Below are 25,633 nucleotides of genomic sequence, written 5' to 3'. Positions count from 1 at the left end.
GGCGGGTTTTGGCAGTCCTGGATGATTACACCCTGCGGCCCCGCACTTCCAGAAAATCAGTCGCGCTTCGCCATGGCGAGCGCGGTGGCAAGGTCGAGCCGGCCGTCATAGATCGCGCGGCCGGTGATGACGCCTTCGATCCCTTCATGCGCGTGGAGCGACAGGATATGAATGTCGTCCAGCCCCTTCACGCCGCCGCTTGCGATGACCGGAAGATCGACCGAGCGCGCCAGATCGACAGTCGCGTCGATGTTACAGCCCTTCAGCAACCCATCGCGTCCAATGTCGGTGAACAACAGCGAGGCAACGCCCGCGTCCTCGAACCTGCGGGCCATATCCACGACCGGCACGTCGGACACATCGGCCCAACCCGCGGTGGCGACCATCCCATCCTTGGCGTCGACGGCAACGACGATCCCGCCCGGGTATTCCTTCGCCATGTCCTTGACGAACTGCGGGTTTTTCAGCGCAGCTGTGCCCATGACGATGCGGGCAACGCCAGCCTCGAACCAGGCCTCGACCGCCTCACGCGTGCGGATGCCGCCGCCAAGCTGGACGTAACCCTCGAACGCGCCGACGATTCCCACGACCGCCTCGCGGTTGCGCGCTTCGCCTGCGAACGATCCGTCGAGGTCGACGACATGCAGATGCATCGCCCCCGCCTCGGCAAAGTGCTTCGCCTGAGCTGCGGGATTGTCGCCGTAAACGGTGGCGCGGTCCATGTCGCCTTCGGCGAGACGGACGACCTGGCCGCCCTTGAGGTCAATTGCGGGAAATACGATCATGGCTCGCGCCTATACACCGCAAGAGCGCACGCAAAAGCCTGTTTTTATATGCCGGCCCGAAGTGACTTCATAACGAAGCGCTGCGTCAGGGTTTCCACTCGAGAAAACGCTCCAGCAGGTCGATGCCATAGCGCTGGCTCTTTTCCGGGTGGAACTGGACGCCGAGGATGTTGTCGCGCGCCACCGCTGCCGTAATCGCACCACCGTGATCGGTGATCGCGGCAATGTCGCGACCCTCGTCGGCGACGAAGTGGTAGGAGTGGAGGAAGTATGCCTCACCCCGCTCGATCAGTTCGGCGCCGTCATGGTGCCGCATCGGCGCGACATCGTTCCAGCCCATGTGCGGGATCTTGATAGCAGGGTCCGTTACCTCGATCGGCAGGACTTCACCCGCGATCCAGCCCAGCCCCTTGTGAACGCCGTGTTCGACCCCGCGGGTCGCCAGAAGCTGCATCCCGACGCAAATGCCAAGGAAAGGCGCACCCTGTTCCAGAACGCGTTTTTCCATCGCAGAGATCATGCCAGGAATGGCGCGCAAAGCCTTGATGCAATTGGCATAAGCTCCGACACCGGGAAGCACGACACGCTCAGCGGCCAAAACCACCTCGGGATCGCCCGATACCTTGACCTGACCCGCACCGGCCGCCTTCAGCGCATTGGCGACCGACTGCAGATTGCCTGCGCCATAATCGATGAGGGCGACGTGCGATGGCATCGCTCAGGCCTCGATGGTGCCCTTGCCGAGCAGGCCCTTGGTCGAGGGAACGGCGTCGCCTTTGCGCGGGTCCAGCTCCACCGCCATCCGCATCGACCGCGCAAACCCCTTGTAGATCGATTCAATGATGTGATGGTTGTTCTGCCCGTAGAGCAGCTCGATGTGTAACGTGATGCCTGCCGCCTGCGCGACCGAGTGGAACCAGTGTTCGAACAGCTCGGTATCCATCTCGCCCAGACGCGGCTGAGAGAAGCCCGCCTTCCAGACCAGCCAGGGCCGGCCAGAAATGTCCAGCGCAACGCGCGACAGCGTCTCGTCCATCGGCGAATAGGCCTGACCGTAACGCGAAATGCCCCGCTTCTCGCCGAGCGCCTGAAGCAGTGCCTCGCCCAGCGCGATGGCGCTGTCTTCGACGGTGTGATGCTGGTCGACATGCAGGTCGCCGTCGACCTTCAGGGTGACGTCGATGAGCGAATGGCGGGAAAACTGCTCGATCATGTGGTCGAGGAAACCGATGCCGGTGGCGACATCATATTCGCCGGCGCCGTCGAGGTTGACCGCCACTTCGATGGCGGTTTCCTTGGTCTTACGCGAGATCGATCCGGTACGCATGGCTGCCGCTATAGGCCTGCAACCGTATCGCGCAAGACGCGATCGCGCCAATGCGCGCCGATACCGTACAAGAAACGCAGTGAAGTCTTTTCAATACATGCATTTGTGGTGAAATCCTGCCAAATTGCATGAGGCACTGCCCACGCCGCTTTTCTGCCGGGAAATGCCGTTGATTACCGCTTTTCCGGCTTGACCGCGCCGCTTGATGCGGCCAAGCCGTCCGCATGAGCGAAGCACCGCCCGACAGCCTGATCCCCTACGACGAAATCGTGCAGGAGGCCTTGCGCGCGGTCGTTGGCCGCGTGCTGCGCGAGGTGGAAGCATCGGGCAGCGAACTGCCCGGATCGCACCACTTCTACATCACCTTCAAGACGGGCGCACCCGGCGTGTCGATCCCGGCGGACCTTCGCGCACGCTTTCCGGACGAAATGACGATCGTCCTGCAGAACAAGTTCTGGGACCTCTCGGTCGAGGACACGCTTTTCTCGGTCGGGCTCAGCTTCAACCAGGTGCCGGCAAAGCTGGTCATTCCCTTCGCGGCGATCACCGCTTTCGTCGATCCTGCCGTCGATTTTGGCCTCCAGTTCCAGGCTGTCGAACTGGACGACGAACCCGAACCGCACGACGACGCGGAAAACGACTTGGAACAGGGTGATGGCGAAGGCGTTCCTTCTTTAACACCCCCGGATGACGGCTCCAATGTCGTGACCGTCGATTTCGGGAAGAAGAAGTAAGGCCCGATCGCCCGGAAGAGCTGTGCGGGCCGTGGTCGAAGAAGAGGTCTCGATGCCCAAGCGCAAACTCCCCGGTCTTAGCCCTAACCCGATGACAAACCTGATTGTCACCGACATCGCCCTGCGCGGCGTGGGCCGCCTGACACGGCGACTGACCGAAAAGGCACTGCTGCGCACCCGTTACAGCGCCGATGACGCAAAAGCCGTCGTCGATGGTCGCTCGATGGCGCAGACGCTGGTATCGGTGGCCATCGCACGCGTCGCCACGCGCTCGGTCCCCGGCGCGCTGATCGTAGGCACCGGCATTCTGGGCAAAACGCTCTGGGATCGTTCCAAAGGTAAGCGTAGTGCACGCATCAAAGGGCGCAAGCAGATGCAAGACCGCATGGAAAACGCCGACAAGTAAGGCGTCCCCCCCCCTCAAATCTGGACAAACACGGTTACGGCGCTTGACCGCGACACCCTGTCGCGGCCATCAGCGCGCATGGCCGTAGACCAGAATTCTGAAGAAAAGACCGCGCTCAAACGTCGCGGATTGATGTTCATCCTGTCCTCGCCCTCTGGCGCGGGGAAGACGACGATCGCGCGCAAGCTGCTTGCCGCCGATGACGAGATCAATCTGTCGGTCTCTGCCACTACCCGCCCTATGCGCCCCGGCGAAGTGGACGGGAAGGACTATCACTTCGTCGAACAGCCACATTTCGACGCGATGGTGGAAGATCACGCGTTTCTCGAGTGGGCGCACGTCTTCGGGCATAGCTACGGCACGCCCAAGGCGCAAATCTGGAACGGCATGAAGGAAGGTCGCGACTTCCTTTTCGACATCGACTGGCAAGGCACACAGCAGCTAAACCAGCGGGCGAGTGAAGACGTCGTCCCTGTCTTCATCCTTCCGCCCAGCATCGACGAACTGCGCCGCCGCCTGATCGCGCGCGGCACCGACGCTCCGAAGGTGATCGAGGCCCGCATGGAACGCGCGCGGGCTGAGATCAGCCACTGGTCCGAATATCGCTATGTCGTCGTCAACGACGACGTCGAAAGCTGCTTCGCCAAAGTCCGTGAAATCCTGCACGCAGAGCGCATGAGACGCGAACGCCAGACCGGTCTCGTCAGCTTCGTGCGCGAACTGATGGCAGGCCCGCCGCCGGGCGCCTGAGCCGCTAGAACCTCGCAGCCCAGTTGAGCGCCGCGCCCTTGTCGTCAGGCAGGTCGGCGATGTGTCCGGGATCGCGGCGGTAGAACAGGCTGGCCGTCAGGTTGCCGCCTAGCCAAGGCCCGATCCAGCGCACCTCGCCGGTAATCTCGCGCCCCGTCGGTTCGAGCGAGAAGCTGCGCTGTCCGAAAGTCGCCGTCTCACTGGAATAGTCATAGGCGGTCGGGACATTCAACGACAATCCGCCGCCTTCGACCCGTAGGGGCTGCGCAACACGCAGGCCGAGTGCATCGCCGCTGGCAAACAAACCCTGCCGCTGGACATCGAAGCTCCACGCGCTTGTCTGGAAACCTGATGCCCCGTCGATCAAGCCAGCCGTGCGCGGATCGGTGAAACCACGTCGATAATCCGCACCCAGGAACCACAGAGCCGACGGTTGCCAACCGACTGCGGCGTCGACAAAGACGCTGTCCGCCCCGTCCGCGCCGACGGCATCGGAGAACCGCGCGCCCAGCACAGTGCGGCGCTCCACCAGAAGGCTCGCACCCAAAGAGGTTGTCACATCACCGCCCGCCCAGTCGAGCATCGCACCATAGCGCGTGAAATCGTCCTGCTGTCCGCGCGAGATCAGGCCGCGTTCGAAACTGTTGCTCCACGCCTTTCCGGTCTCGACACTCGCGGTTACGCCGAAGTCGCCGAATCCGCGACGCACCGCAACGGCCCCGTCACGGCGCGGGACAAAACCAAGTTCCCCAGCGCTTCCACCGGCGACCAGAAACGCCGGACGCGAATGGCCCGAAAGGCCCGCTTCCAACCCTTGCGCCCCTTCGCGCAGAGCAAAGGCAAATTCGGTGTCAGGCGCGATCTTCGCCCCGATCCGTACCGCGAGCAGGCGCGCCTTCCGCGCGTTTTCGTCATTAAGACGTAGCGGCACCGGCGTGGCGGCATTGACGCTTCCCGGATCGACCGTGAAGGCCAGCGAAGTCGACCCGTTCGTTACCGAAAGCCCTTCTACCCTACCCGAAATTGCCCGATAGAGACGCGGTTCGACCCGCGCCGAAGCCATCAGCGCGCCAAGGTCCACACCATAGGCGCGGTCGTACTTGTCGAGAACGACGGTCCCGATACTCGCCCGCCGGACCGCGTCGCCCATCGCCGTACTCGTTACGCCCGCACCGTCGCCCAGCGCGACTGCGGTCGCCGTTCCAGCAAGAGCCGTCCGCCCCTGCGGTGCAAAGGACCCCGCGATGTCGAGCAGGCCAACGCCATAAACAGCATCGATGCCTGCCGCGCCGATATCGGCCGCACCGCCCAGGATCAGCTCGACGATTTCCGCCCCCGTCAGGTTCGGAAAGGCCTGCGCCAGAAGCGCCGCCGCGCCCGCGACTTGCGGGGCGGAAAAGCTGGTGCCGTTGTTGACGTAGATATACTCGATGCCGCCTTCGACCTGGGTATAGATCTCGCCGTTTTCATAGACGCAGCACAAGTCCTCTCCGCGGGCGGTGATGAAAGCGTTCGCCTGCGATCCGGCGCGGTTGCTGAAGCTCGAAATCGTGTTCGACGCATCGACAGACCCGACGATGATCACGTTTTGCGGTGCTGCGAACAGCACGCCCGAAGCGAAAGGATCGGGCTGCGCCGCATCGATCCCCGGATCGGTCGATTCCCCGTCATTGCCCGCAGAAACGACCACCACGATCCCGGCCTGCGCCGCGCGATCGATCGCGTTTACCAGTTCTGCGGTCGGGAGCGATCCGCCCAGCGACAGGTTCACGACTTTCGCGCCAGCCGCAATGGCCACATCGACGCCGCGGGCGATGTCGCTGTCGAGAAAGCTGCATCCGGTGGACGAGTCGGTCGGATCGAAACTGGCGCAAGTTCCCGGTTGGTCCGCGCGCAACGCCAGCACGGTCGCGTCGAAAGCGATGCCCATGACGCCTTTATTGTCGCGCGCCGCCGCGGCGACCATGGCCACCTGCGTGCCGTGGCCGTCGGGGCTTTCAATACCGCGATTTCCGGCAACGTCCTGCGATTCAGGAGCGATGCGGCCAGCGAATTCGGGGCTATCGCTATCGATGCCCGTGTCGATGACCGCGATCGAGACACCCTCGCCCGTCGCACCCTGTTGCCAGGCGGTGATGGCGTTGTGCTGTCGCGGGCCGTCGGACTGGCGATATTCGGCAGTGTCGAAATTGGTCGTGGAAGTCGGCGTCGGTGAAGGGGACGGCGTCGAGCTTGGCGCAGGGGCGGGCGCAGGCGTCGAGATGACGCCCCCGCCACCGCCGTTACCCCCGCCACATCCCGACAATGCAGCGAGCGACGCACCGGCAAGTGCGCGCAGGATTACCGCTTTCGCATTTAGCGTTTGCTTGTCGGCCATTGCAGTCCCGTCCATCCGTCCATCGGTCTTCCATAGCAGGTGATGTCCGAAAACCTGCCCGATGCTTGCGCCAATTCGGACATTATCGGCAAGGGTATGGACGATCCGTGAATGAACACTTGTTCATCCTGCGTATTGTGGCGCGACGGCTTCTCGTCCTCTAATCCCGGTTGCCCGCGGGCATTTCTGGCGATAGGCGGCGCGGTGAGTTCGTCACAATCGTGCCCGCAGTGCTTGCAGGCAACCCATTTGCCAAGGAATTGCCATGTCCGACAACGCCGCCCTGATCGCCGCAATCGACGCCGCTTTCGAAGACCGCGCCAGCGTCACGCCCGAAAGCACCGAAGTGCGCGCGAACGTCGAGAAGGCGCTGGCAATGCTAGACAGCGGCGAGGCCCGCGTGGCCGAGAAAAAGGACGGCGAGTGGGTCGTGAACCAGTGGCTGAAGAAGGCCGTGCTGCTCTCCTTCCGCCTCAACGACAACGAGATCGTACCCGAAGGTTCAGCCGGTGCACCAGCCTACGACAAGGTGCCGTCGAAGTTTTCGGGCTGGAGCGACACGCGCTTTGCCGAAGCCGGTTTCCGCGTCGTGCCCGGTGCAGTGGCGCGTCGCGGTTCCTACATCGCCAAGGGCGTCGTCCTGATGCCGAGCTTCGTCAATATCGGCGCATTCGTCGATGAGGGCACGATGGTAGACACCTGGGCCACGGTCGGTTCGTGTGCTCAGATCGGCAAGAACGTGCACCTTTCGGGCGGCGCGGGCATCGGCGGCGTTCTCGAACCGCTACAGGCCGAACCCGTCATCATCGAAGACAACTGCTTCATCGGCGCGCGTGCCGAAGTGGCCGAGGGCGTCCATGTCGGCGAAGGTGCGGTACTGTCGATGGGCGTGTACCTCGGCGCCTCGACCCGCATCGTCGACCGCGCCACCGGCGAAGTCCACATGGGCAAGGTTCCGCCGTACTCGGTCGTCGTCCCGGGCTCGATGCCCGGCAAGCCGCTTCCCGACGGCACGCCCGGCCCGTCGCTCTACTGTGCGGTGATCGTGAAGACGGTCGACGCACAGACGCGGTCGAAGACCTCGATCAACGAGCTTCTGCGCCCGTAAGACGGCACCGGGCCGCCGTTTTCGCGCCCCTTCCCATCCTTGCTCCTGCAGCCTGCGGGCGGAACCGTTCCGCCCGCAGGCGCGTTCATGTCGTGAAGTCCGGCTCCTTTTCTGCGACGCCGGACCACGAAGATCGCGAGACAACAGGAGTTTGCAATGGAACGACACGGCGACGAAGTAGACGTCTCCACCACCGAAGCGCGTGCAGGCAGCACGCCGCACATCGTGCGTTACGTCCTCATCATCAGCCTCGTTCTGGCCGCTGCTGCGATGACCATCGTTTGGATTACTGGCGCCGCAACGGCCGACGATCCGGTCGAAAGCGGATCGGAACGCACCTCCGACCCCTACAACGCTGCGGGCGAACCCGTCGACGGAGCGGCAAGCGAAGTCGACGAGACCACCCAGCCGATGACCGAGGCGGCCGAGTAATGGCCGACACCAAGTTCCAGAAAAACCAGCATGTCAAATGGAACTGGGGTAACGGCACCGGCACCGGCCAGGTCAAAGAGCGGTTCGAACGCGAAGTCGAACGTACGCTCCAAGGTAGCAAGATCACCAAGAATGGTACCGAAGACAATCCCGCCTACCTCATCAAGCAGGAAGACGGCGACGAGGTCTTGAAATTGGGTTCCGAGTTGGAAGCGGCAAACTGATGAAGGCGGAATCGAAAGCGCAGCAGCGTGCCGCCGGTGCCGCTCTATCCGCCAAGCGCGGCGATACCAAAGTCGGCGACCTGCAGGGTGCGTCGAAAGAGATGTACGATTCCATGACCGAGGAGGAACTGGACGACATGGCATCGACCAAGACCGAGGACCTGCCCGACCACAAGGGCTGACACCCATGTCCAACCTCGCAAGGTTCGTCGAAGCGCAGAAGGGTGTTTACCCCGCCGCCCTTGCCGAACTGCGCGCCGGGCAAAAGCGCAGCCATTGGATGTGGTTCATCTTCCCGCAGATCGCGGGACTTGGCCGAAGCGAGACAGCGCGGTTCTATGCCATAGCGGACCGCCGCGAGGCGCGGGCCTATCTCGATCACGAAATTCTCGCGCCACGGCTTCGCGAATGTTGTGAGGCCGTTCTTGCATGGGTGGGCAATCGCAGCGCTTCCGCGATACTGGGCCCGGTCGATGCGATGAAGTTACAAAGTTCGATGACGCTATTTGCCGAAACCGCCGACGATCCCGCGCCATTCATTGCGGTGCTGGACGGTTACTATGGCGGCGAACGAGACCTGCAAACGCTGCAACTCTTGACCTGAGGCCGCTCCCTGTCAAATCTCCCACACGGGGAGGCCGCGAATGGACGACCATACCGTTCAATCTATACATATCCTGATGCCGCAGCTCGCCTGGTCGACTGCGATGATCATGGCCTGCGTCACGGTCCACGGGCTCGGGCTCGCCCTCCTGACGCATTTCGTTCACCCGTCCGATTCCGACCAGCGAGTCACACACCTCCCTCCAGTTTCGTTCCGCGGCATCATGATCACGCTGGCGATCGTCTATTCCCTGTTCATTATCCACGGGCTGGAAATCTGGATGTTCGCGCTGTTCTTCCGGGCAGTCGGAGCGTTGCCGACTCTGGAATCGGCTATTTACTACTCGACGATTTCCTACGGCGCGATTGGTTATGACGACGTCGCGATGGCGAGCGATTGGCGCATCGTCGGGGCATTGGAGGGCATTTGCGGGATCATCATGCTGGGCTGGTCCACCGCTTATTTCGTCCGCATCCTCGGAAGGCTCGACGTCAAGAAACGTTAGCCGCGCATTCGTTTTGCCAGCGCCATGGCTGCGGCGGGTGCACGCTCTTTCGCGCCGTTGATGCAGAACATGAAGACGTCGTGCCCTTCCCCGCCCCAGTTGCGCGCCATGCTCGCGAACCTCTCGAGATCGGCAGGCGGATAGCCCCGTTTCAGGCTTGGCCGTGCGCGTTTCAGGCGGGCGTAAGAGAAATCGGTCGTCTGACCGTCGAAACTCGGCACGTCGTCAGCATCGATATAGGCAATGGCGACATCGGCCTTGCTGGCGACCTCTACGAACGCCTCGCAATCGAAACTTTCATGCTGCGCCTCGATCGCATGCCTGAGCCGAAGTCCTGCCACCTCGCGCGGCAGCAGCGCCAGAAACGCGGCCAGATCGTCGGGATCGAACGCGCGCGTCTTCGGCATCTGCCAGAGCACCGGCCCTAACTTGTCGCCAAGTTCAGCAATCCCTTGCTCGATGAAACGCTCGACCGCCTCACCCGCATCGGCCAGCCTCTTGCGCGTCACGACATAGCGCGAGCCCTTGAGGGCAAAGACGAAGCCATCCGGCGTCTCTTCCCGCCAACGCGCGAAAGTCTGCGGCTTTTGGAGACGATAGAAATTCGCGTTGACCTCGATCGCATCCATGCGCGCGGCGGCATAGGCGAGTTCGTCCTTGTGCCGCAGGTCGTCCGGAAAGAACAATCCGCGCCACGGCTCGTAAGTCCAGCCGCCGATACCGGTGTAGATCGTCATTGCGGGATGTGTCCGGCCATGTGCATGACATCGCAATGCCCCAGACCGACCCCAGTTCCGAACCCGCCCCCCGCACCAGACACACGCGCACGGCGCTGCGGGTGGTGCTCGCGCTGTTCTATCTCTTTGCCGGATACGCACATATCGCCGATCCGCAGACTTTCCTGAAGATCACGCCAGGCTGGGTGCCGATGCCGGAAACGGTCATTTTCTGGACGGGTATCGCCGAACTGGCAGGCGCGGTCGCGCTGGCCCAACCGTTCAACCTCAAACTGCGACAGGCAGCGGGGATCGGCCTTGCACTCTACGCGCTGTGCGTATGGCCGGCCAATATAAATCACATGATGATGGACATGGCCGCGCCGGACCATGGATGGGGCCTTGCCTATCACCTGCCGCGCATAGCGCTGCAACCGGTGCTGATCTGGCTGGCCCTCTGGACCGGCGGGGTCATCGACTGGCCCCGCCGGAAGAGGTGAGCTTGCGCTCGTAACCTCGCTTAGCCGAGGTGCTTCGAAACCGCAGCGGTCATCTTGAACATCGAGATCTTCTCGTTGCCGATGACGGCGCCCAGCTTGTCGTCGGGGACGATCGTGCGCTTGTCGTTCGCGTCCTGAAGGTCGTGCTTCTTGATGTATTCCCAGACCTTCTTGGTCACATCACCGCGCGACATCGGGCCTTTGCCGACGATAGTCTCGAGCGTCGGCGAAACGGCGACGGGCTTGTTGATCGCATTGTTCTTGGCGGCCATTTCCTAGGCTCCCTTCAAAATGGGGATCGATTGATCGAAGTGGACTATTCCACGTCGATGTCGTCCCAATCCTCGATTTCCTGTTCACGGGCGTATGTGCCCGTCAGCAGCGACACGGCAACGACGTGCCCCTGCATCGCCTCGACCAGCGCCTTGCGCGAGGCACCGGGTGCGAGATCCAGCGGTGCGTCCAGCGCATAGAGCTGGAACACGAAACAATGCTCCTCGTCACCCTCGACAGAGGGGAGAAGCCAGTCGGAATTACCTGCGCCATTCTTGCCGGTGCGCGGCGGAACTTCGCCTTCCATCAGCTTGCCGCGCTGGGGCGCGATGCCCCAGACGAGCCAATGGCACCTGCCCCCGGCGGTCGCGTCCTCGACAACAATGGCCATTTCCATCGTGCCTGCGGGTGGCTGGTTCCATTCTAGCGGCGGGGCGACAGCGTCTTCCTCGTCCGCGGTGAACGAAGGGTCGAGTTCCCCACCATTCTCAAATGCGGCACTGGTCAGCTTGAGACCGCCTGCACCAAGCAGCGATGCGCTGCCCAGCGAGGCAACGGTGAGATCGCCGCCGCCCTCGGCTGCATCGTTCAGGGCGGCTTGGAGCCAGGCGGGGCACTCGGACATAGTCAACTCTTGCAATTCGTGTCTTCGATATAGGTGCCGAACAGGCCTTACGGGGCACTGACAGCACGACTTCACTCTCGGACTTATGGGAAAAGCGCCCCCCTTGCGAGGGGCGCTCCCGGCGTTTTGCCCGGTTTAGATGGCATCTGGCGGCCTCGGGGGACTTGACGAGGCCGCCAAAGCGCTCAGGCAACAGCGTGACGCCGCTGTGCGAAGCTCTGGTAGAAGCGGCGGAAGTCGAGATTCGGCTGCTCGCGCAGGCGCTGGGACATGGTCTGGACGATCAGGCGCGCACGGCGGCGGCGGGCCTTGGGCGAACGGAACGGGTTCGCTTCGTCGGGCCTGGCGCGGACCAGCCGCTCCAGCAGGGCACGACGGCCTTCGGCGCTGCGCGGCACATCGTCCGACGGCAAGGCCGCGGCGGCGGGCGAAGCATTGACGAAGCCTGCATCATCCCACTTGCTGCCACCATAGGTGACGTTGGGCTGGCGGCGCTGGGCCACGGCGGGCTTCGGATTTGCCGAAATGGCATTCGGGGCGACGGCAGCAGCAGCGGGTACGGCCACAGGTTTCTTGCGAAGCGGCAAGGTCTTGCTTTCGTCCGTCATTGCCGCCGTCGCCCCGTGACGGTCCCGGCGCCTGCGACGCGCCGATCCCGCCATGAACAGTCCGACGAAGCCAAGGCCAAGCGCGGCGGCACCGCCCGCCATCGTCAAAACAGCATTCGTTTCGTCACCGGCAGACGGATTGCTGGCCGGCGCGGTAGTTGCGCTGCTGGTCGCAGCGAGCGCCGGATCGCTTTCGATCGCGCCGTCGACGATGGGCACGCCGACGTTTGCGGCTTGCGCTGCGATGTCGGACTCACGGATCGGCGAAGGATCGGCCGCCGCGACGTTAGACACTCGGGTCGAAGGCTCGCTCGGCGTCGAAGCGCGCGGTGCCGGCGAGGAAGCGGCGACGGGCGCAGCATTAACCGGCACTACCGGATCAACTGCTTCGGTAGGCACGGGCTCGGCCTGTACTGTAGGCGCGATAGTTGCTGCCTGCGACGGCGTCGGATCGGGGATCATGATCTGCGGCGCGGTCGCTGTCGCTGTCGTCGTCGGCGCGGTATCGGTGACTGTCGGAACAGTCGGAACCACGATCGACGGAGACGCGGCGTCCTGCGCCATCGCGCTGGTTGCAGCCAGTGCCAGGACAGCTGCAATGGCGCTGCCGGCGGGGCGGATGAGTTCGAGATTCGTCTTCATGGCACCGGGAGTAACAGCGATTGCCTTTCCGCGATCCGGAACCATGGCGATTTTGCGGCAAGACGAACTGATTTAATCGGTAAATAGAGTTTGCTATAAAATCCAGTATTTGAATATTAACTCAGATCTATACTCGGGTTAATTTTCGGTTCATTTAAAGCACTCATCGGTTAACTCGCGGTTCATCTGAAAAGCCGCTAACGGCTTGACCTCTGCTTCACCCCGATCAATAGCCGTCACCATGGCCAAGCCCCTGCTCATCACCGCCTTCGAACCCTTCCCCGGCGTTCCCGACAACCCGACCGAGACGCTACTGCGCTCGTTCGCGGAACTGGATGACGATATCCTGGCGTCCGCGCGCTGCGTGATCCTGCCCACGCAATACGATCTAGCACCTGCGCGCATGCTTGAGGCGCTGGACTTCGAGGCATCCGCGATCATCATGACCGGCTATAGCAATCGCGCCACCGCGCTGACGCTGGAAAGCCGGTCCACCAGCGCCTCACTTCCCGATCGACCCGATGCCGCCGGTTTCTGCCCTGCCCCCAGCGATGCGCCTGTTGTCATCCACGACACGCGGCTTGACCTGGCCTCCATTGTGGCAGCGCTGACCGCCGAGGGTATTCCCGCCGAGATTTCCGACGATGCCGGCAGCTACGTGTGCAACCACATCTATCACGCTGCGCTTGGCGGGCCGTGCCACGCCGGCGGCATTCCGGGGTTGTTCGTCCACATCCCCGCCCTGCCCGGCACGCCCCTGGCCGCAACCGCCGCCGGGACCATGTCACTCAAAGACTTGCAGAAAGGGATGGGGATCATCGCAAGAATGGTCATCGCAAATTAAGGATGATCATTGCATATGAAACCTTGTAAGCGGGCCCGCATGACCCGCGTTGACGGATTGGGACGCCCGTGAAAGCCAGTAAATTCCCCCTCGCCCTTGCGGCATGTGCGCTTTTGTCTGCCTGCGGCGGCGGTGGCGGCAGCAGTTCCTCCGGCACATCCGGCGGCACGATCGGCGGCACGCCGACGCCTACACCGACGACTTCGGCCTGTTCGCTTGCCAATCGCCAGCAGTTCGCCCGCGACGTTATCAACGAATGGTACCTGTTTCCCGACCTCGTCGACACGGGCGTCAGCGCGTCGAACTATAACGATGTGCAGGACTATATCGACGCGCTCGTCGCGCCCGCGCGTGCGCAGTCGAAGGACCGCTACTTTACCTACATCACCTCGATCGCCGAGGAGAACGCCTACTACGCCAGCGGCTCGACCGCCGGTTTCGGCATCCGCCTGGGTTACGGCACCGACAGCGTCTACGTGATCGAGGCGTTCGAGAATGCCCCTGCGCTGACGGTCGGAATGGACCGTGGCGTGCAAATCCTTGCGGTCGGCGATAGCGAAGGGACGCTCCGCAATGTCAGCGACATCGTCGCGGCAGAAGGCTGGGCCGGCTTCTCCGAAGCGCTCGGTTCGTCCGATGTCGGCGTGACGCGTTCATTCCGCCTGCGCGACCCCGATGGCACCACGCGTGTCGTGACCATCGCCAAAGCCGACTATGCGCTGGACCCCGTTTCCGACCGCTACGGCGCCAAGGTCATCAACGACAACGGCACCAACGTCGGTTACGTGAACCTGCGCACCTTCATCGATACGGCCGATCCGGACCTTCGCGCAGCCTTTGCCGATTTCCGTGCACAGGGCATCGACAAGGTCATCGTCGACCTGCGCTACAACGGCGGCGGGCTTGTCAGCATTGCCGAGCTGATGGGCGACCTCATGGGCCGCGACAAGGTCGGGCAGGTGTTCAGCCGCACGACCCTGCGCGACAGCAAATCGAGCTATAACGAAAGCTACCTTTTCGCGAACCAACCGCAGTCGATCGCCCCGATGAAGATCGCCTTCATCGGCCGCGGCGGCACGGCATCGGCCAGCGAACTGGTCATCAACTCGATGATCCCGTACCTCGGCACCAACATGGCGCTCGTCGGCACGAACACTTACGGCAAGCCCGTGGGCCAGTTCGGTTTCGACAACGAGGATTGCGACGACCGTATGCGCGTCGTCACGTTCCGCACAGAGAACGCGGACGGCAATGCCGACTACTTCACCGGCCTTGCTTCTTCGGTTCCGGTCACCTGCCGCGCGGATGACGATATCTTCACGCAGCTGGGCGATCCGGGCGAGGCTTCGATTGCCGGTGCGCTCGACTTCCTTGCAGGTCGATCGTGCACTGCGATTAGTGGCGGACAGACGACGCAATCGGTCTCCGGCCAGCGCCGACTGCTCATGCCGACGCGGCCCAGCACCGCGCAGAGGGAAGTGCCCGGACTCTTCTGATCGGAGGATTCGAACGCGCCCTATCGAACTTTGACAGTCGGTTCGCGGCCCGCTTGCACTTTTCGCAAGCGGGCCGTTCTTATTGCATTTGCTGCGCCGCAACGGATTCGTATGCTGCGACGCACAACATATGGATGTCTCGAGGCAATCCCAACTTCCAGGAAGGAATTGCCCCATGCGTAAAATCGCTATCTCCCTCGCTCTCGTTTCGACCGCTTTCGCCGCTCCGGCGCTTGCTCAGGAAGAGAAGACTTTCCTCCACGATGGCGTCGAATACGAATACTCGACCCGCACCGTGGGCAACGCCACGCTGGTCACCGGCACCGATGACCGCGGCAGGACTTTCCGCCTCTACATCACGGACTCGCGCGTTCGTGGCACCTACGACAGGTCGCGAGTCTCGTTCGAACGTTCGGACTTCGGATCGGAAGGCATCCCGATGGCTTCGCGCTGATCGGCAGCTAAACGTTTGATAAGTAAAAAGGGCCTGTAAGCGTTCGCGCTTTCAGGCCCTTTTTCTATTCGGTCGCGCCGAGGCGGAGGGACTGCAGCAAGACCTCCAGATGCGCTCGGCCCAGCCTGCTCCAGACATTGTAGGTGCAGGCCTGCCCGCCGACGCGGATATAGGCGAGCGAGTTGTCGCCGACGCCATCGGGCACTTCGTCGCGATAGGGCTTTGCGCCCTCCAGCCCGTATCCGGCAAAGGCAGGCTGCGGCAGGTCGGAAAGCTCGACAAAATGCGGCCACTGGTTCTTCAGGCGGCTGGCCTGTCCGTCGGCACGGTCGGCATCGATAATCCCGGGCCCTGCAACGCCATAGGCACTGCGCACCTCTTCGGTATCGAACGCGACGGCCCATCCGCCCGAGAAATTCGCCCTACGCGCCTCCGCCGGAACGCCACCATCGCTGGTAAGGACAAGCGGCGAGCACTCACCATGGTTGGCGGCGGTCTTCCATTCGTTGCGGGTCAGGTCGACGGCCAGCGGTTCCGGCGCTGGGGCGTCGAGAGCGTCGGGATCGACATGCGGCGGAGGGCTGATCGGCGCCTGCGGCGTGTCGGGTGCCTCGGTGCCCGTTTGCGCAGCATCGGTCGCAGCATCGCAGGCAGCAAGCGCAGTGCAGCACAGTGCCAGTGTAAACATCCTCTTCATGTCCGAACAACGCTCGTACACGGGCCTTGGCTCCCGAATTGCCGCGAAAAAGGGGACGGGGCGGACACGGTAAGCGGCAGGGCGGCGGAACAGGGTGGGTGATCCGTTTTTGCCAGACCAGCACTCATTGAAAAGGATTTGTAACAGCCACGCGGCATCGACCACTGCAGCATTACCGCCCCCGACATCGAGCAGGCCAGGCGCTTATTCATCCAGGTATTTAGGCCGGAAACACTCTATTCGCTCGTCACACCCAGTGCTGGTTTGGCCGGTTCCCATGGGGCACTTGGCTCGGACCCATCCCGTTCGCGAGCGGCGTGAAGGACAACAGCGCGGCAACCCTCGGTGGAACCCCATGCAACCGGCGCTTGATCAATGGCCTTACTGGGCTCCATGAGAGGCTGATGGAGCCGATCCTCACTCTCACCCTAAACCCTGCCATCGACGGCGCCTGCGAAGCCGACGAAGTTCACCCCACCCGCAAGATCCGCACGAGCGGGGAACGTTACGATCCCGGTGGCGGGGGCATCAATGTGGCACGCGTACTCGACCGCCTCGGCGCGCCGGTAACCGCCGTCTATTGCGCAGGCGGCGCTAGCGGGGGGCTGCTCGACGATCTGATCGACCGCATCGCCCTGCCCCGCCACTGTATCTTGGTCGAAGGGCAGACAAGGATGAGCCTGTCGGTCTTCGAACGGAGCACCGGACAAGAATACCGCTTCGTACCGCAGGGACCGATCCTGTCCGATGCCGAGTGGCAGGCCGTAATCGACTACGTATCGTCGGCCCGATGCGGCTGGCTGGTGGCGAGCGGGTCGCTGCCCCGCGGGGTGCCGGCGGACTTCTACGCTCGCCTTGCCGCGACTTGCAGCGAACGCGGCATCCGCATGGTGCTCGACAGCTCCGGCCCTCCCCTCGCCGCTGCGGTCGAGGCTGGCGGGCTTGCCTTGGTCAAACCCAGCCTCGGCGAGTTCGAGGCGCTGACCGGCGCAAAATACGCCACCCCGCAGGACATCGGCGCTGCCGCCCATGCCATGGTGCGGGCGGGCAAGGCCGGGATCATTGCCGTCACGCTTGGCCATCGCGGCGCGGTGCTGGCCGATGCCGACGGCTCGCTGTGCCGCCCCGGCCTCGACGTTCCGGTGCAAAGCGCGACCGGCGCGGGCGACAGCTTCGTTGCCGGCATGGTCCACGGCCTTGCCAGCGGCATGGACACGGCCAGCGCCTTTCGCCGGGGCATGGCGGCGGGCACTGCCGCCGTCCTCACCCCCGGCACCGACCTTTGCTCCCCCGCCGACATAGACCGGATCTGGGCCAGCATGGGCGAGGACGACGGCTGCACCGCCTGATCGGCCTTATCTTCTGGCCTTCCGCCCCGTCACCTGCCATGCGGCCCCATGCAAAGGAGCCTGCGATGAGCGATGATGAATACGTCTACGACGAGGAAAGCGGCGAATGGATGCCCGCTTCCGAACTGGCCGCAAAGCAGGCCGCGTCCGGTTCGGTCGAGGTTCGCGACGCGGTGGGCAACCTGCTGGCCGACGGGGACCAGGTCACGCTTATCAAGGACCTTACCGTCAAGGGCGCGGGGCAGACGCTGAAGCAGGGCACGCTCATCAAGTCGATCCGCCTTACCGGCGACTCGCAGGAGATCGACTGCAAGTATCCCGGCATCAAGGGCCTCGTCCTCCGGGCGGAGTTCGTGAAGAAGCGTTGATCCGCCCTCGATGACGGAGCCTGTCACTATCCTGGTCGACGCCGATGCCTGTCCGGTAAAGGCGGAAATCTACAAAGTGGCGCAGCGCTATGGCGCGCCCGTCAAGGTCGTGACCAATTCGCCGTTTCGCGTTCCGAACGATGCGATGGTCGAATTGGTCATGGTCTCGGACGCATTCGACGCGGCGGACGACTGGATTGCAGAACATTCGGGCCCGCGCAGCGTCGTGGTGACCGGCGATATCCTCTTGGCCGACCGCTGCATCAAGGCGGGCGCACAGGTCCTTGCCCACAACGGCAAGCCTTTCGATGCGGCCAGCATCGGCAGCGCCATCGCCACGCGCGCCATCATGGCCGATCTACGTGCGGGGATGGACGGCGTCGGCGGCGGACCTGCGCCGTTCAGCAAGGCCGACCGTTCGCGGTTGCTGCAGTCGCTCGACCGGGTCATGGTTGTTCTGTCGCGAAAGACGGGCTGATACTGCCAGTGCGCGGCAAACGTCGATTTCGTGCAGGGCTATCGCGCCGGGTGGGGTAAGATGCGTCGGGGCATTCCGCCCCGATTGGAACGGACATGGCCAAGGGCCAACGCAAGTCGAACAAGGAAATCCGCAAACCCAAGGCCGAAAAGCCGGCCAAGCAGAACGCGTCCCAGCCCAGCCTGAAGCCAGGCGGGATCAAGGGGCTGGAGAATATGAAGAACGGTTGAGCGCCGTCTCCGGCGGCCCACGCCGCCGGACCGCGCCGCCGCCTAGCGCGTCTTGTGCGCGGCGATCGCCTTGTCGATCTCCTCGATGCGCAACCGTTCGGGCGTGCCCTTGGCCAGCCCTTTCAGACGGCAAGTCGCCCAAAGCTGGCGGCGTTCGGATTCAAGGTTCTTGAGATAGAGATCGACCATGCCCGCGCTTATGCGCGCGCAGTGCCCCGCTGGCTAGTGTTGTGGGGGTTTTGAGCCGTGGACGCAGCTTGTCGGCGCTCTGCCGGCTCATCCCCACCGACCTTGCGGCTTCGGAAACGGAATGCGTCGCGGCCAGCATCCGCAAGAAATCGGCCATCTTCTGCCGATCCCATTGCGGGCCCTGGCGGCCGATGGGTGGATATTCAGGTTCGGGCGGGGTGTGGGTTGTGTCTGTCATCCGTGAGGATGAGCCATGGGGAGCGGGGTGTAGGAAAATAAAAAGGGGTTGGTGGCTCCGCGGGTTGAGCGCGGTCCTTGTGGCCCGTGGGAGGGTGGTGAGTGGCGTTTTATTTTTGTTAGGCCCTCAAACGCCGGGCGGCCCCCATCCGGGGGCCTTGGCTTCCTCGCATAAGCTCGGGCGGCCGTTCGGCCTTGCGGGAGTCACCTTCGGTGCCCCGTTTTAGTGCTACCAAGCTATCTGGCACCACGCGGCAAATTGCCAACCGCGAGCATCGGCGGAAGTTCGGGGCGCGCCAGCGACACCCGCAAGCGCGAACGCGCGCCGCCGCTTATGCGGCGAAGCCAAGCGGGCCGGATGGCCCGCGCCCGGCGTTTGAGGGACTAAACAAACAAACTGCGGAGCCACCCACAGTTCTCAGGAGATAGCTGACTACAGCTCGCCCCAAACGATCCGTCGATGTGAGAACGCCGATACGAGAGAAGGCAAGTTCTTCCACCTGCTACGCGCTGCATCCATAATGGCCTGTGGAACTGCCCGGTCCTCGTAGTCGCAACTAAAAGCCCCCTTGAATTGCCTTCTACCGATCTCCTCGGACTCTAAGAAATCAAAGGTCTGATGGCAGCTTGCATAACGCTTTCCGGAACCACATCCACACCACTCTTTAGCAACGAATTCGCGCTTCCGATAATAGGAGCCGAAACCGTACTGCGGACCGGGCCACCACCCCAATTCTTGGCGATGCCAACTTTTCACAGCCCAAATCGAGTAGTGATCAATGAGCGCAACTAAGCCGTCGCTCGGTGACCACGCATTATCCTCTTTGGTCATCGCACAGATCGAAGCATCCGGTAGGTTAGTATGTTTCAGAGCCATAGGAGCAGCTCTGGGACCAAGCCTCGAGAAGGCCCAACCTCGTGGGGCGACACGACGATCAAAGAAAACGCCGACTAAAAAGTTGGCCTGCGGGCCGGCCGGCCCCAGCGGCATGCTGGACACGGCGACCCACAGGCCGTCTTTATCTTCGAACCCTAGCGCGGCGTAATGTCGTGCCAGAACTCGGAATTCAGTTCCGAAAGCTTCTTCGTGGGCTTCGGAGCCGAAGTGGTGGGCTTGACTGGGCGACCGCCCTTGTCCGGACGGTGCTCGTTGTCGCGACCGCGATCGGGCTGGGGATCGGTCCCCGGCTGATGAGAACTCATCGTCATTACTCTTTCTCTCGGCCTCTTTGCCGAGCTTCAAGAGGCCCCCGTCAAAAGCATGAAGCTGCTGCTGATTGTCGAGCGCCTGCCCCAACACGGACAGCCGTTCCAAGACCTTTGGAGAGGAGAGATTTTTTCCACTGGTCATCAACACGATATTCGCAGCTCCATACGCCCGAAATCCGAGGATCTCAGGTTGACCGAAGCGACGATGCGTGCGAGCGAGAGCTTGCAATGTAGGCACGTACGCACCGTCGTTCGGCTTACTAGGGCCCTAGCTGGCTGAATGGCCAGTTGGGGCCCAATTGCCACCAGCTCTTGCACGAAGGCGCGAACTGGCACTCTGAGAATGCCAGTGCCAATATGTTGTAAGCAAGGGTCCTGGGCAAACCAAATTCGGTTTATCCCCAACACGTCGCTATGTGGGCTCGGGTCGTACTCTCAGCACGCTATCAACCGTATCGGGTGCGGCTTCGTATCACCCTATTGGAGAGCGATACGAAGCCATTTCACTCAATCGTGCTCGCGGTCACCCTGATCCATGTAGAGTTCCGAGCCAGTTTCCTTAAAAACCTTGCTCATCTCTTCCATGCCTTTCTCGGCGTCTTCTGCCAATGTGACGGCAAACTAAACCCACATTTACGCAAAGAAAAAAGGCGCCCCCTCTACAGGGAGCGCCTTTCTCAATCTCAGCAATATGCCGCGTGATTATTCGGGCATGAGCACCGTGTCGATCACGTGGACCACGCCGTTCGACGCATCGACGTCGGTCGCGGTCACGGTGGCGGTGTTGCCGGCGGCGTCGGTCAGCACGACGTTGCCGTCCTGCAGCTTCGCGGTCAGCGTGCCGCCGTTGACGGTGGTCAGCGTATAGCCTTCCTCACCCGCGCCCTCGATTGCCGAGGTCAGTGCGGCGGCCATCGTTTCGCCTTCCACGACGTGATACGTCAGGATCGAGCCGAGCTTTTCGGTGTCATTGGTGGTCAGTTCCTCGACCGTGCCGTCGGGCAGCTTTTCGAAAGCGGCGTTGGTCGGCGCGAAGACGGTGTAGGGGCCGGGGCCCGAAAGCGTCTCGCCAAGGTTGGCGGCGGTCACCGCGGTCACCAGGGTCGAGAAATCGCCATTGCCCTGCGCAACTTCGACAATCGTGCCGGGCTCTTCCGCCATCGGCTCGGCCATCGCGGTTTCGTCTTCGACAGTCGTTTCGTCAGCGCCGCCGCCGCAAGCGGCAAGGGCCAGAGTGGCGGCCGAGGCAAGGGCAATCGCGAACTTTTTCATGTTTCGGCATCCTTCGGGTGGGGGGTTGGATTTCGTGGCAGGCGGGGGATGCAACGCGTTGTCGCGCCGCATCCCGCTCGCCGTTTGCCTACCAACGGGGCGTCCCGAATTATGTTCCGAAAAAGGCAGGTCTGCCCTGATCCGGCCGCGCCGCGGGGCGCGGTCCGGATTTTCGGCCGATGCTGATGCTCACGATTCCCGCGTTACTTCCTCTTCCGGCAGGTAGAGCTGCTCGCCCTTCTCGCGGTACTTCTCGCTCATCTTCTCCATGCCTTCCCGCGCTTCGGCGGCCTCGGCCTCGCTCGTTTCCGAACGCAGGTTTTCCGCCGCGAGATAGCTGTCCGAGTTCTGCTTTGCCGCGAACTCGCGCACTTCTTGGCTAATCTTCATCGAGCAGAACTTGGGCCCGCACATCGAGCAGAAGTGCGCGGTCTTCGCGCCTTCGGCCGGAAGCGTCTGGTCATGGTACTGCTCCGCCGTGTCGGGATCGAGCGAGAGGTTGAACTGGTCGCGCCAGCGGAATTCGAAGCGCGCGCGGCTCAGCGCGTCGTCGCGCACTTTGGCGGCGGGATGCCCCTTGGCAAGATCGGCCGCGTGGGCGGCCAGCTTGTAGGTCACCACGCCGACCTTCACGTCGTCACGGTCGGGCAGGCCAAGGTGTTCCTTGGGCGTGACGTAGCAAAGCATCGCCGTGCCGTACCAGCCGATCTGCGCCGCGCCGATGCCGCTGGTGATGTGGTCGTAACCCGGCGCGATGTCGGTAACGAGGGGCCCGAGTGTATAGAACGGAGCCTCGCCGCACGCCTCGAGCTGCTTATCCATGTTCTCCTTGATCTTGTGCATCGGCACGTGGCCGGGGCCTTCGATCATGACCTGCACGTCTTCCTTCCACGCGCGCTTGGTCAGCTCACCCAGCGTGTAGAGTTCGGCGAATTGCGCCTCGTCGTTCGCGTCGGCGATCGAGCCGGGGCGCAGGCCGTCGCCCAGCGAGTAGGCGATGTCATAGGCCTTCATGATCTCGGTGATCTCGTCGAAGTGCTCGTAAAGGAAGCTCTCCTTGTGGTGGGCAAGGCACCACTTCGCCATGATCGATCCGCCACGGCTGACGATGCCGGTGACGCGCTTTGCAGCCAGCGGCACGTAGGGCAGGCGCACGCCCGCGTGGATCGTGAAGTAGTCGACGCCCTGCTCCGCCTGCTCGATCAGCGTGTCGCGGAAGACTTCCCACGTCAGGTCCTCGGCAATGCCGCCGACCTTTTCCAGCGCCTGGTAGATGGGAACGGTGCCGATGGGCACGGGGCTGTTGCGGATGATCCATTCGCGGGTGTCGTGGATGTTGCGGCCCGTCGACAGGTCCATCACGGTATCCGCGCCCCAGCGGATCGACCAGACCATCTTGTCGACTTCCGATGCCACGTCCGACGCCACGGCGCTGTTGCCGATGTTGGCGTTGATCTTGACGAGGAAGTTGCGACCGATGGCCATCGGTTCGGATTCGGGGTGGTTGATGTTGTTCGGAATGATTGCACGCCCGCGCGCGATTTCGCTGCGAACGAATTCGGGCGTCACATATTCGGGGATTTCCGCGCCCCAGTCCTGACCATCGCGGACGTGGCCCTTCATCATGGCGCGGCCAAGGTTCTCACGCTCTGCCACGTATTCCATTTCGGGCGTGATGATGCCCTTTTTGGCGTAGTGCATCTGCGACACGTTCATACCCGCCCTGGCGCGCAGGGGACGCTTCACGACGTTCGGGAAAGCGGGCACGCCGCCGCTGCGGTCGGGACCGAGCTGGCCGTTATCCTCTGGCTTCACCATGCGGCCGTCGTATTCCTCGACATCGCCGCGTTCCATGATCCACTGGCGGCGCAGCGCGGGCAGGCCTGCCGAGATGTCGATGTTCGCATCGGGATCGGTGTAGGGACCGCTGGTGTCGTAGACGCGGACCGGAGCTTCGCCACTCGACGGTTCGAGGCTGATCTCGCGCATCGCGACGCGGCGGTCGCCGACGTAGATCTTCTTCGACCCGCGGATGGGGCCGGTGGTCACGCCGATTTCGAGCTTCGAGTTGATGTCGGCCATTACAGTCTCCCAAGTGGCGGAAGATGGACCGGCTGCCTTGAAATGCGACAGACCGCTCCCTCCGCCGATGCTAATCGGTTCAGGTTCGACGGGTCGGACAGCGCTACCTGTCCCTCTCAGCGCATTTGCCCACTTTCGATGTATCGAAGTGGGGAAGCTCGCTCCCCGGGGTATGGGCACGGTGTAATCGCCCTTGCCGCGCAACGCAAATGCCGTGTTCGCATTGCCTCTCGCGATGTTGTGGGCTGTGACCTCGATCTGTGTTCTAATCCCTTCATCAGTCACGCGAATCCATCGCTTGCGTCCATGGGGGACATGACCATGAAGAGCATTTTCAGACTTGCAGTTTCTTTCTCGACTCTCGCATTCGCCGCAGGCGGGCTGCCTAGCCTTGCCCATGCCGACGAAACGCCCGATTGCAACGATGGGAACGCGGAAGGATCGACCGAGTGCGGCACCGCGTCGGACACTGGCGACGCGCCCAACGCCACCGCTGTCGGTTCCGGAACGAGCGCTACTTTCGAAGGCGGCACCGCCGTCGGATGGAGCGCGCAGGTTCAGGGTTCCAACTCGGTTGCGGTCGGGCGACAGGCCAATGCGACCAGCTATTCCTCCGTTGCGATTGGCGGTTATGCCACGGCAGGGTCGAGCGCCGTATCAATAGGCGATTCGTCCAGCGCCACGCTGGACGCTGTCGCCCTGGGTTCGCAGGCCGTGGCGAGCGGGCAAGGATCAGCCGCGCTGGGCCGCAACGCCGCCGCCAGCGGGTCGAGCAGTACCGCCGTGGGCGGCAATGCCCGGAGCACGGGATCGAGCAGCACCGCGATCGGCACCAACAGTCTTGCACAGGGAACCGGATCCGTCTCGCTTTCCGGTCGTGCCCTGGCGGACCGGTCGTTTGCCGTCATGGGCGAAGCAAGCGGTGCCAATGCAATCGCGATCGGTGATCGTACGTTCGCGACCGGCTACAATAGCGTCGCCAGCGGGTTTGCGGCCCAGTCGATGGGTTCTGCAAGCGTGGCACTGGGCACGTCCTCGATCGCCAACGACACCTATGGCACAGCTCTCGGCGCCTTTGCCGGTGCGGGTGGCGGCGGGGCGACCGCGCTGGGTACCTTCGCCCGCGCCAACGGCATAAACGCGGTTGCGCTGGGCAGCAGTTCCTACGTCGTGGGCTCCAACTCGCTGGGAGCCGGTTTCCTGGTGAATGTGAATGCCAACGAAGCGGTTGCGATCGGGAAGCAGGCCAGTGTGACTAGCGATACCGGCATTGCCATCGGCTCTGGCGCAGCCGCTTCGGGTGGCGCAGCGACGGCAGCGGGCCTTGGAGCAGATGCCAATGGCAATGGCGCGGTGGGCGTCGGCAGCTACGCATCCGCCAATGGCACCGGTGCTGTTGCGATAGGTGAAAGCAACTCGGCCTCCGGTGACGGTGCAGTGGCTCTTGGCAATGGCAGTAGTGCCAGCGGGGTCGGCGCCGTCGCGATGGGACAGGTTGCCAGCGCCACGCAGTCGAGCGTGGCCATCGGCGATCACGCGGTCGCCAACGCCGAAGGATCGGTGGCAATCGGACAAGGCTCGGTCGCCAGCGAAGCCGGGACGGTTTCGGTCGGCTCCTCCGGCTCGGAACGGCGCGTCGTCAACGTGGCCGACGGCACCGCCGATACCGACGCGGTCAACCTGCGCCAGCTGAACGCGGCCATCGCGGCGATGAACCCGGGCGTGACGACAAACGCCATCAGCCCGCAGGCCGTCCCGCTTGCCATGAACGAGCTGCAGGCGGCTGACGAGGCGCTGTCGCTACGCATGGATGCGCTCGAAAGCGCGATCCAGAGCATCGATGTCAGACTGGAGGATCTTGACCGGCGCATGACCGCGGGCACGGCCGTGGCCGTTGCGATGTCGGGCAATGCCTTCCTGCCGAACAAGTCGTTCAACCTCACCGCCAATGTCGCCACTTATGGCGGCGCGCATGCCGGATCGTTTCAGGCAGGCGCGCTGGTGGCTGACAACTTCGCCCTGAACGCAGGGGTTGCAACCTCGTTCAACCGCGGTGGCAAGACCGCCGGACGCGTGGGCATGACGATCGGCTGGTAAGCTTTGGGTTGCGCG

At 63.1% G+C, this 25,633-nt stretch carries 31 protein-coding genes; 18 read left to right on the top strand and 13 right to left on the bottom strand.

Features of this window, described 5'->3' with window-relative positions; all coding sequences use genetic code 11:
• Positions 1-56: 56 nt before the first annotated feature.
• From hisA to hisB, 3 genes are all read right to left on the bottom strand, one after another.
• The gene (gene hisA, locus A9D15_RS14005) at positions 57-785 is read right to left on the bottom strand and encodes a 1-(5-phosphoribosyl)-5-[(5-phosphoribosylamino)methylideneamino]imidazole-4-carboxamide isomerase (RefSeq protein ID WP_066765978.1); all 729 of its coding nucleotides are present in this window, start codon (positions 783-785) and stop codon (positions 57-59) included.
• A gap of 85 nt (positions 786-870) precedes the next feature.
• Positions 871-1,500 carry an imidazole glycerol phosphate synthase subunit HisH gene (gene hisH / locus A9D15_RS14000; protein WP_066765977.1) on the bottom strand — a complete coding sequence of 210 codons (630 nt, stop codon included), beginning with the start codon at positions 1,498-1,500 and terminating at the stop codon, positions 871-873.
• 3 nt (positions 1,501-1,503) lie between these two features.
• A complete protein-coding gene (gene hisB, locus A9D15_RS13995) occupies positions 1,504-2,112 on the bottom strand; it encodes an imidazoleglycerol-phosphate dehydratase HisB (RefSeq protein ID WP_066765975.1) in 609 nt (202 codons plus the stop codon).
• 224 nt (positions 2,113-2,336) lie between these two features.
• Here hisB and A9D15_RS13990 point away from each other — a divergent pair, with 224 nt between their 5' ends.
• The 3 genes from A9D15_RS13990 to gmk all read left to right on the top strand — a co-directional run bounded on the left by A9D15_RS13990 (position 2,337) and on the right by gmk (position 4,002).
• Positions 2,337-2,846, top strand: a complete 510-nt coding sequence (locus A9D15_RS13990; protein WP_066765974.1) for an SspB family protein — start codon at positions 2,337-2,339, stop codon at positions 2,844-2,846.
• 91 nt (positions 2,847-2,937) lie between these two features.
• The gene (locus tag A9D15_RS13985; protein WP_229660245.1) at positions 2,938-3,252 is read left to right on the top strand and encodes a hypothetical protein; all 315 of its coding nucleotides are present in this window, start codon (positions 2,938-2,940) and stop codon (positions 3,250-3,252) included.
• 78 nt (positions 3,253-3,330) lie between these two features.
• Positions 3,331-4,002 carry a guanylate kinase gene (gene gmk / locus A9D15_RS13980; RefSeq protein WP_066765972.1) on the top strand — a complete coding sequence of 224 codons (672 nt, stop codon included), beginning with the start codon at positions 3,331-3,333 and terminating at the stop codon, positions 4,000-4,002.
• A gap of 4 nt (positions 4,003-4,006) precedes the next feature.
• Here gmk and A9D15_RS13975 read toward each other — a convergent pair whose 3' ends face one another.
• Positions 4,007-6,379 (bottom strand): S8 family peptidase, encoded by a 2,373-nt coding sequence (locus tag A9D15_RS13975; protein WP_066766170.1) that lies wholly within the window; start codon positions 6,377-6,379, stop codon positions 4,007-4,009.
• 265 nt (positions 6,380-6,644) lie between these two features.
• On the opposite strand from A9D15_RS13975, the gene dapD reads away from it, so the two are divergent.
• The 6 genes from dapD (at position 6,645) to A9D15_RS13945 (ending at position 9,252) form a co-directional block, all read left to right on the top strand.
• On the top strand, positions 6,645-7,487 hold the full coding sequence (dapD, locus tag A9D15_RS13970; protein WP_066765971.1) for a 2,3,4,5-tetrahydropyridine-2,6-dicarboxylate N-succinyltransferase: 843 nt from the start codon (positions 6,645-6,647) through the stop codon (positions 7,485-7,487).
• 156 nt (positions 7,488-7,643) lie between these two features.
• Entirely contained in the window at positions 7,644-7,919 is a 276-nt protein-coding gene (locus A9D15_RS13965) for a hypothetical protein (RefSeq protein ID WP_066765970.1), read from the top strand.
• Positions 7,919-8,143, top strand: coding sequence for a hypervirulence associated TUDOR domain-containing protein (locus A9D15_RS13960; protein WP_066765969.1), 225 nt, complete (start codon positions 7,919-7,921; stop codon positions 8,141-8,143). The genes A9D15_RS13965 and A9D15_RS13960 overlap by 1 nt, the downstream gene beginning before the upstream one ends.
• The gene (locus A9D15_RS13955) at positions 8,143-8,325 is read left to right on the top strand and encodes a DUF3008 family protein (RefSeq protein ID WP_066765966.1); all 183 of its coding nucleotides are present in this window, start codon (positions 8,143-8,145) and stop codon (positions 8,323-8,325) included. Before A9D15_RS13960 ends, A9D15_RS13955 begins: the two co-directional genes overlap by 1 nt.
• Positions 8,326-8,330: 5 nt before the next feature.
• Complete coding sequence (locus A9D15_RS13950; RefSeq protein ID WP_066765964.1) at positions 8,331-8,747, top strand: DUF1810 domain-containing protein; 417 nt, start codon at positions 8,331-8,333, stop codon at positions 8,745-8,747.
• Positions 8,748-8,787: 40 nt separating this feature from the next.
• Positions 8,788-9,252: an ion channel gene (locus A9D15_RS13945; RefSeq protein WP_066765962.1), complete on the top strand. Its 465-nt coding sequence runs from the start codon at positions 8,788-8,790 to the stop codon at positions 9,250-9,252.
• Here the strand turns inward: A9D15_RS13945 and A9D15_RS13940 are convergent.
• On the bottom strand, positions 9,249-9,989 hold the full coding sequence (locus A9D15_RS13940; RefSeq protein WP_066765957.1) for a DUF72 domain-containing protein: 741 nt from the start codon (positions 9,987-9,989) through the stop codon (positions 9,249-9,251). The two genes, A9D15_RS13945 and A9D15_RS13940, sit on opposite strands and share 4 nt — an antisense overlap.
• 35 nt (positions 9,990-10,024) lie before the next feature.
• On the opposite strand from A9D15_RS13940, the gene A9D15_RS13935 reads away from it, so the two are divergent.
• Complete coding sequence (locus tag A9D15_RS13935) at positions 10,025-10,468, top strand: DoxX family protein (protein ID WP_066765955.1); 444 nt, start codon at positions 10,025-10,027, stop codon at positions 10,466-10,468.
• 20 nt (positions 10,469-10,488) lie between these two features.
• Here A9D15_RS13935 and A9D15_RS13930 read toward each other — a convergent pair whose 3' ends face one another.
• The 3 genes from A9D15_RS13930 to A9D15_RS13920 form a co-directional block, all read right to left on the bottom strand.
• On the bottom strand, positions 10,489-10,740 hold the full coding sequence (locus A9D15_RS13930) for an SWIB/MDM2 domain-containing protein (protein ID WP_066765953.1): 252 nt from the start codon (positions 10,738-10,740) through the stop codon (positions 10,489-10,491).
• 44 nt (positions 10,741-10,784) lie between these two features.
• The gene (locus A9D15_RS13925) at positions 10,785-11,366 is read right to left on the bottom strand and encodes a YbhB/YbcL family Raf kinase inhibitor-like protein (RefSeq protein WP_066765948.1); all 582 of its coding nucleotides are present in this window, start codon (positions 11,364-11,366) and stop codon (positions 10,785-10,787) included.
• A 185-nt stretch (positions 11,367-11,551) separates the two neighbouring features.
• Positions 11,552-12,616: a hypothetical protein gene (locus A9D15_RS13920; protein ID WP_156521793.1), complete on the bottom strand. Its 1,065-nt coding sequence runs from the start codon at positions 12,614-12,616 to the stop codon at positions 11,552-11,554.
• Between the two features lie 241 nt (positions 12,617-12,857).
• Here A9D15_RS13920 and A9D15_RS13915 point away from each other — a divergent pair, with 241 nt between their 5' ends.
• The 3 genes from A9D15_RS13915 (at position 12,858) to A9D15_RS13905 (ending at position 15,410) form a co-directional block, all read left to right on the top strand.
• Entirely contained in the window at positions 12,858-13,460 is a 603-nt protein-coding gene (locus A9D15_RS13915) for a pyroglutamyl-peptidase I (protein WP_066765945.1), read from the top strand.
• Positions 13,461-13,528: 68 nt separating this feature from the next.
• A complete protein-coding gene (locus A9D15_RS13910; protein ID WP_066765943.1) occupies positions 13,529-14,956 on the top strand; it encodes a S41 family peptidase in 1,428 nt (475 codons plus the stop codon).
• A 175-nt stretch (positions 14,957-15,131) separates the two neighbouring features.
• The gene (locus tag A9D15_RS13905) at positions 15,132-15,410 is read left to right on the top strand and encodes a hypothetical protein (protein ID WP_066765938.1); all 279 of its coding nucleotides are present in this window, start codon (positions 15,132-15,134) and stop codon (positions 15,408-15,410) included.
• A 64-nt stretch (positions 15,411-15,474) separates the two neighbouring features.
• Here A9D15_RS13905 and A9D15_RS13900 read toward each other — a convergent pair whose 3' ends face one another.
• A complete protein-coding gene (locus tag A9D15_RS13900) occupies positions 15,475-16,107 on the bottom strand; it encodes a hypothetical protein (RefSeq protein WP_066765936.1) in 633 nt (210 codons plus the stop codon).
• A gap of 404 nt (positions 16,108-16,511) precedes the next feature.
• Between A9D15_RS13900 and A9D15_RS13895 the strand changes: the two genes are divergently transcribed.
• The 4 genes from A9D15_RS13895 to A9D15_RS17080 all read left to right on the top strand — a co-directional run bounded on the left by A9D15_RS13895 (position 16,512) and on the right by A9D15_RS17080 (position 18,532).
• Complete coding sequence (locus A9D15_RS13895) at positions 16,512-17,456, top strand: 1-phosphofructokinase family hexose kinase (protein WP_066765935.1); 945 nt, start codon at positions 16,512-16,514, stop codon at positions 17,454-17,456.
• A 65-nt stretch (positions 17,457-17,521) separates the two neighbouring features.
• Positions 17,522-17,824 carry an alkylphosphonate utilization protein gene (locus A9D15_RS13890; protein WP_066765934.1) on the top strand — a complete coding sequence of 101 codons (303 nt, stop codon included), beginning with the start codon at positions 17,522-17,524 and terminating at the stop codon, positions 17,822-17,824.
• 10 nt (positions 17,825-17,834) lie between these two features.
• A complete protein-coding gene (locus A9D15_RS13885) occupies positions 17,835-18,302 on the top strand; it encodes a YaiI/YqxD family protein (protein ID WP_066765933.1) in 468 nt (155 codons plus the stop codon).
• A gap of 95 nt (positions 18,303-18,397) precedes the next feature.
• A complete protein-coding gene (locus A9D15_RS17080; RefSeq protein ID WP_268237065.1) occupies positions 18,398-18,532 on the top strand; it encodes a hypothetical protein in 135 nt (44 codons plus the stop codon).
• A 42-nt stretch (positions 18,533-18,574) separates the two neighbouring features.
• On the opposite strand, the gene A9D15_RS16785 is transcribed toward A9D15_RS17080, so the two are convergent.
• From A9D15_RS16785 to thiC, 4 genes are all read right to left on the bottom strand, one after another.
• The gene (locus A9D15_RS16785; RefSeq protein WP_170234832.1) at positions 18,575-18,721 is read right to left on the bottom strand and encodes a hypothetical protein; all 147 of its coding nucleotides are present in this window, start codon (positions 18,719-18,721) and stop codon (positions 18,575-18,577) included.
• A 670-nt stretch (positions 18,722-19,391) separates the two neighbouring features.
• Positions 19,392-20,315: a hypothetical protein gene (locus A9D15_RS16630; RefSeq protein WP_156521791.1), complete on the bottom strand. Its 924-nt coding sequence runs from the start codon at positions 20,313-20,315 to the stop codon at positions 19,392-19,394.
• 554 nt (positions 20,316-20,869) lie between these two features.
• The gene (locus tag A9D15_RS13875) at positions 20,870-21,439 is read right to left on the bottom strand and encodes a fasciclin domain-containing protein (protein ID WP_066765929.1); all 570 of its coding nucleotides are present in this window, start codon (positions 21,437-21,439) and stop codon (positions 20,870-20,872) included.
• Positions 21,440-21,628: 189 nt separating this feature from the next.
• Positions 21,629-23,521: a phosphomethylpyrimidine synthase ThiC gene (gene thiC, locus A9D15_RS13870; protein WP_066765925.1), complete on the bottom strand. Its 1,893-nt coding sequence runs from the start codon at positions 23,519-23,521 to the stop codon at positions 21,629-21,631.
• A gap of 321 nt (positions 23,522-23,842) precedes the next feature.
• Here thiC and A9D15_RS13865 point away from each other — a divergent pair, with 321 nt between their 5' ends.
• Positions 23,843-25,618: a YadA-like family protein gene (locus A9D15_RS13865; RefSeq protein WP_172807532.1), complete on the top strand. Its 1,776-nt coding sequence runs from the start codon at positions 23,843-23,845 to the stop codon at positions 25,616-25,618.
• Positions 25,619-25,633: the final 15 nt, after the last annotated feature.

The organism is Croceicoccus pelagius, assembly GCF_001661915.1.
In the GTDB taxonomy this organism is placed as follows: domain Bacteria; phylum Pseudomonadota; class Alphaproteobacteria; order Sphingomonadales; family Sphingomonadaceae; genus Croceicoccus; species Croceicoccus pelagius.
This window is presented reverse-complemented; position numbering and strand designations above follow the sequence as displayed.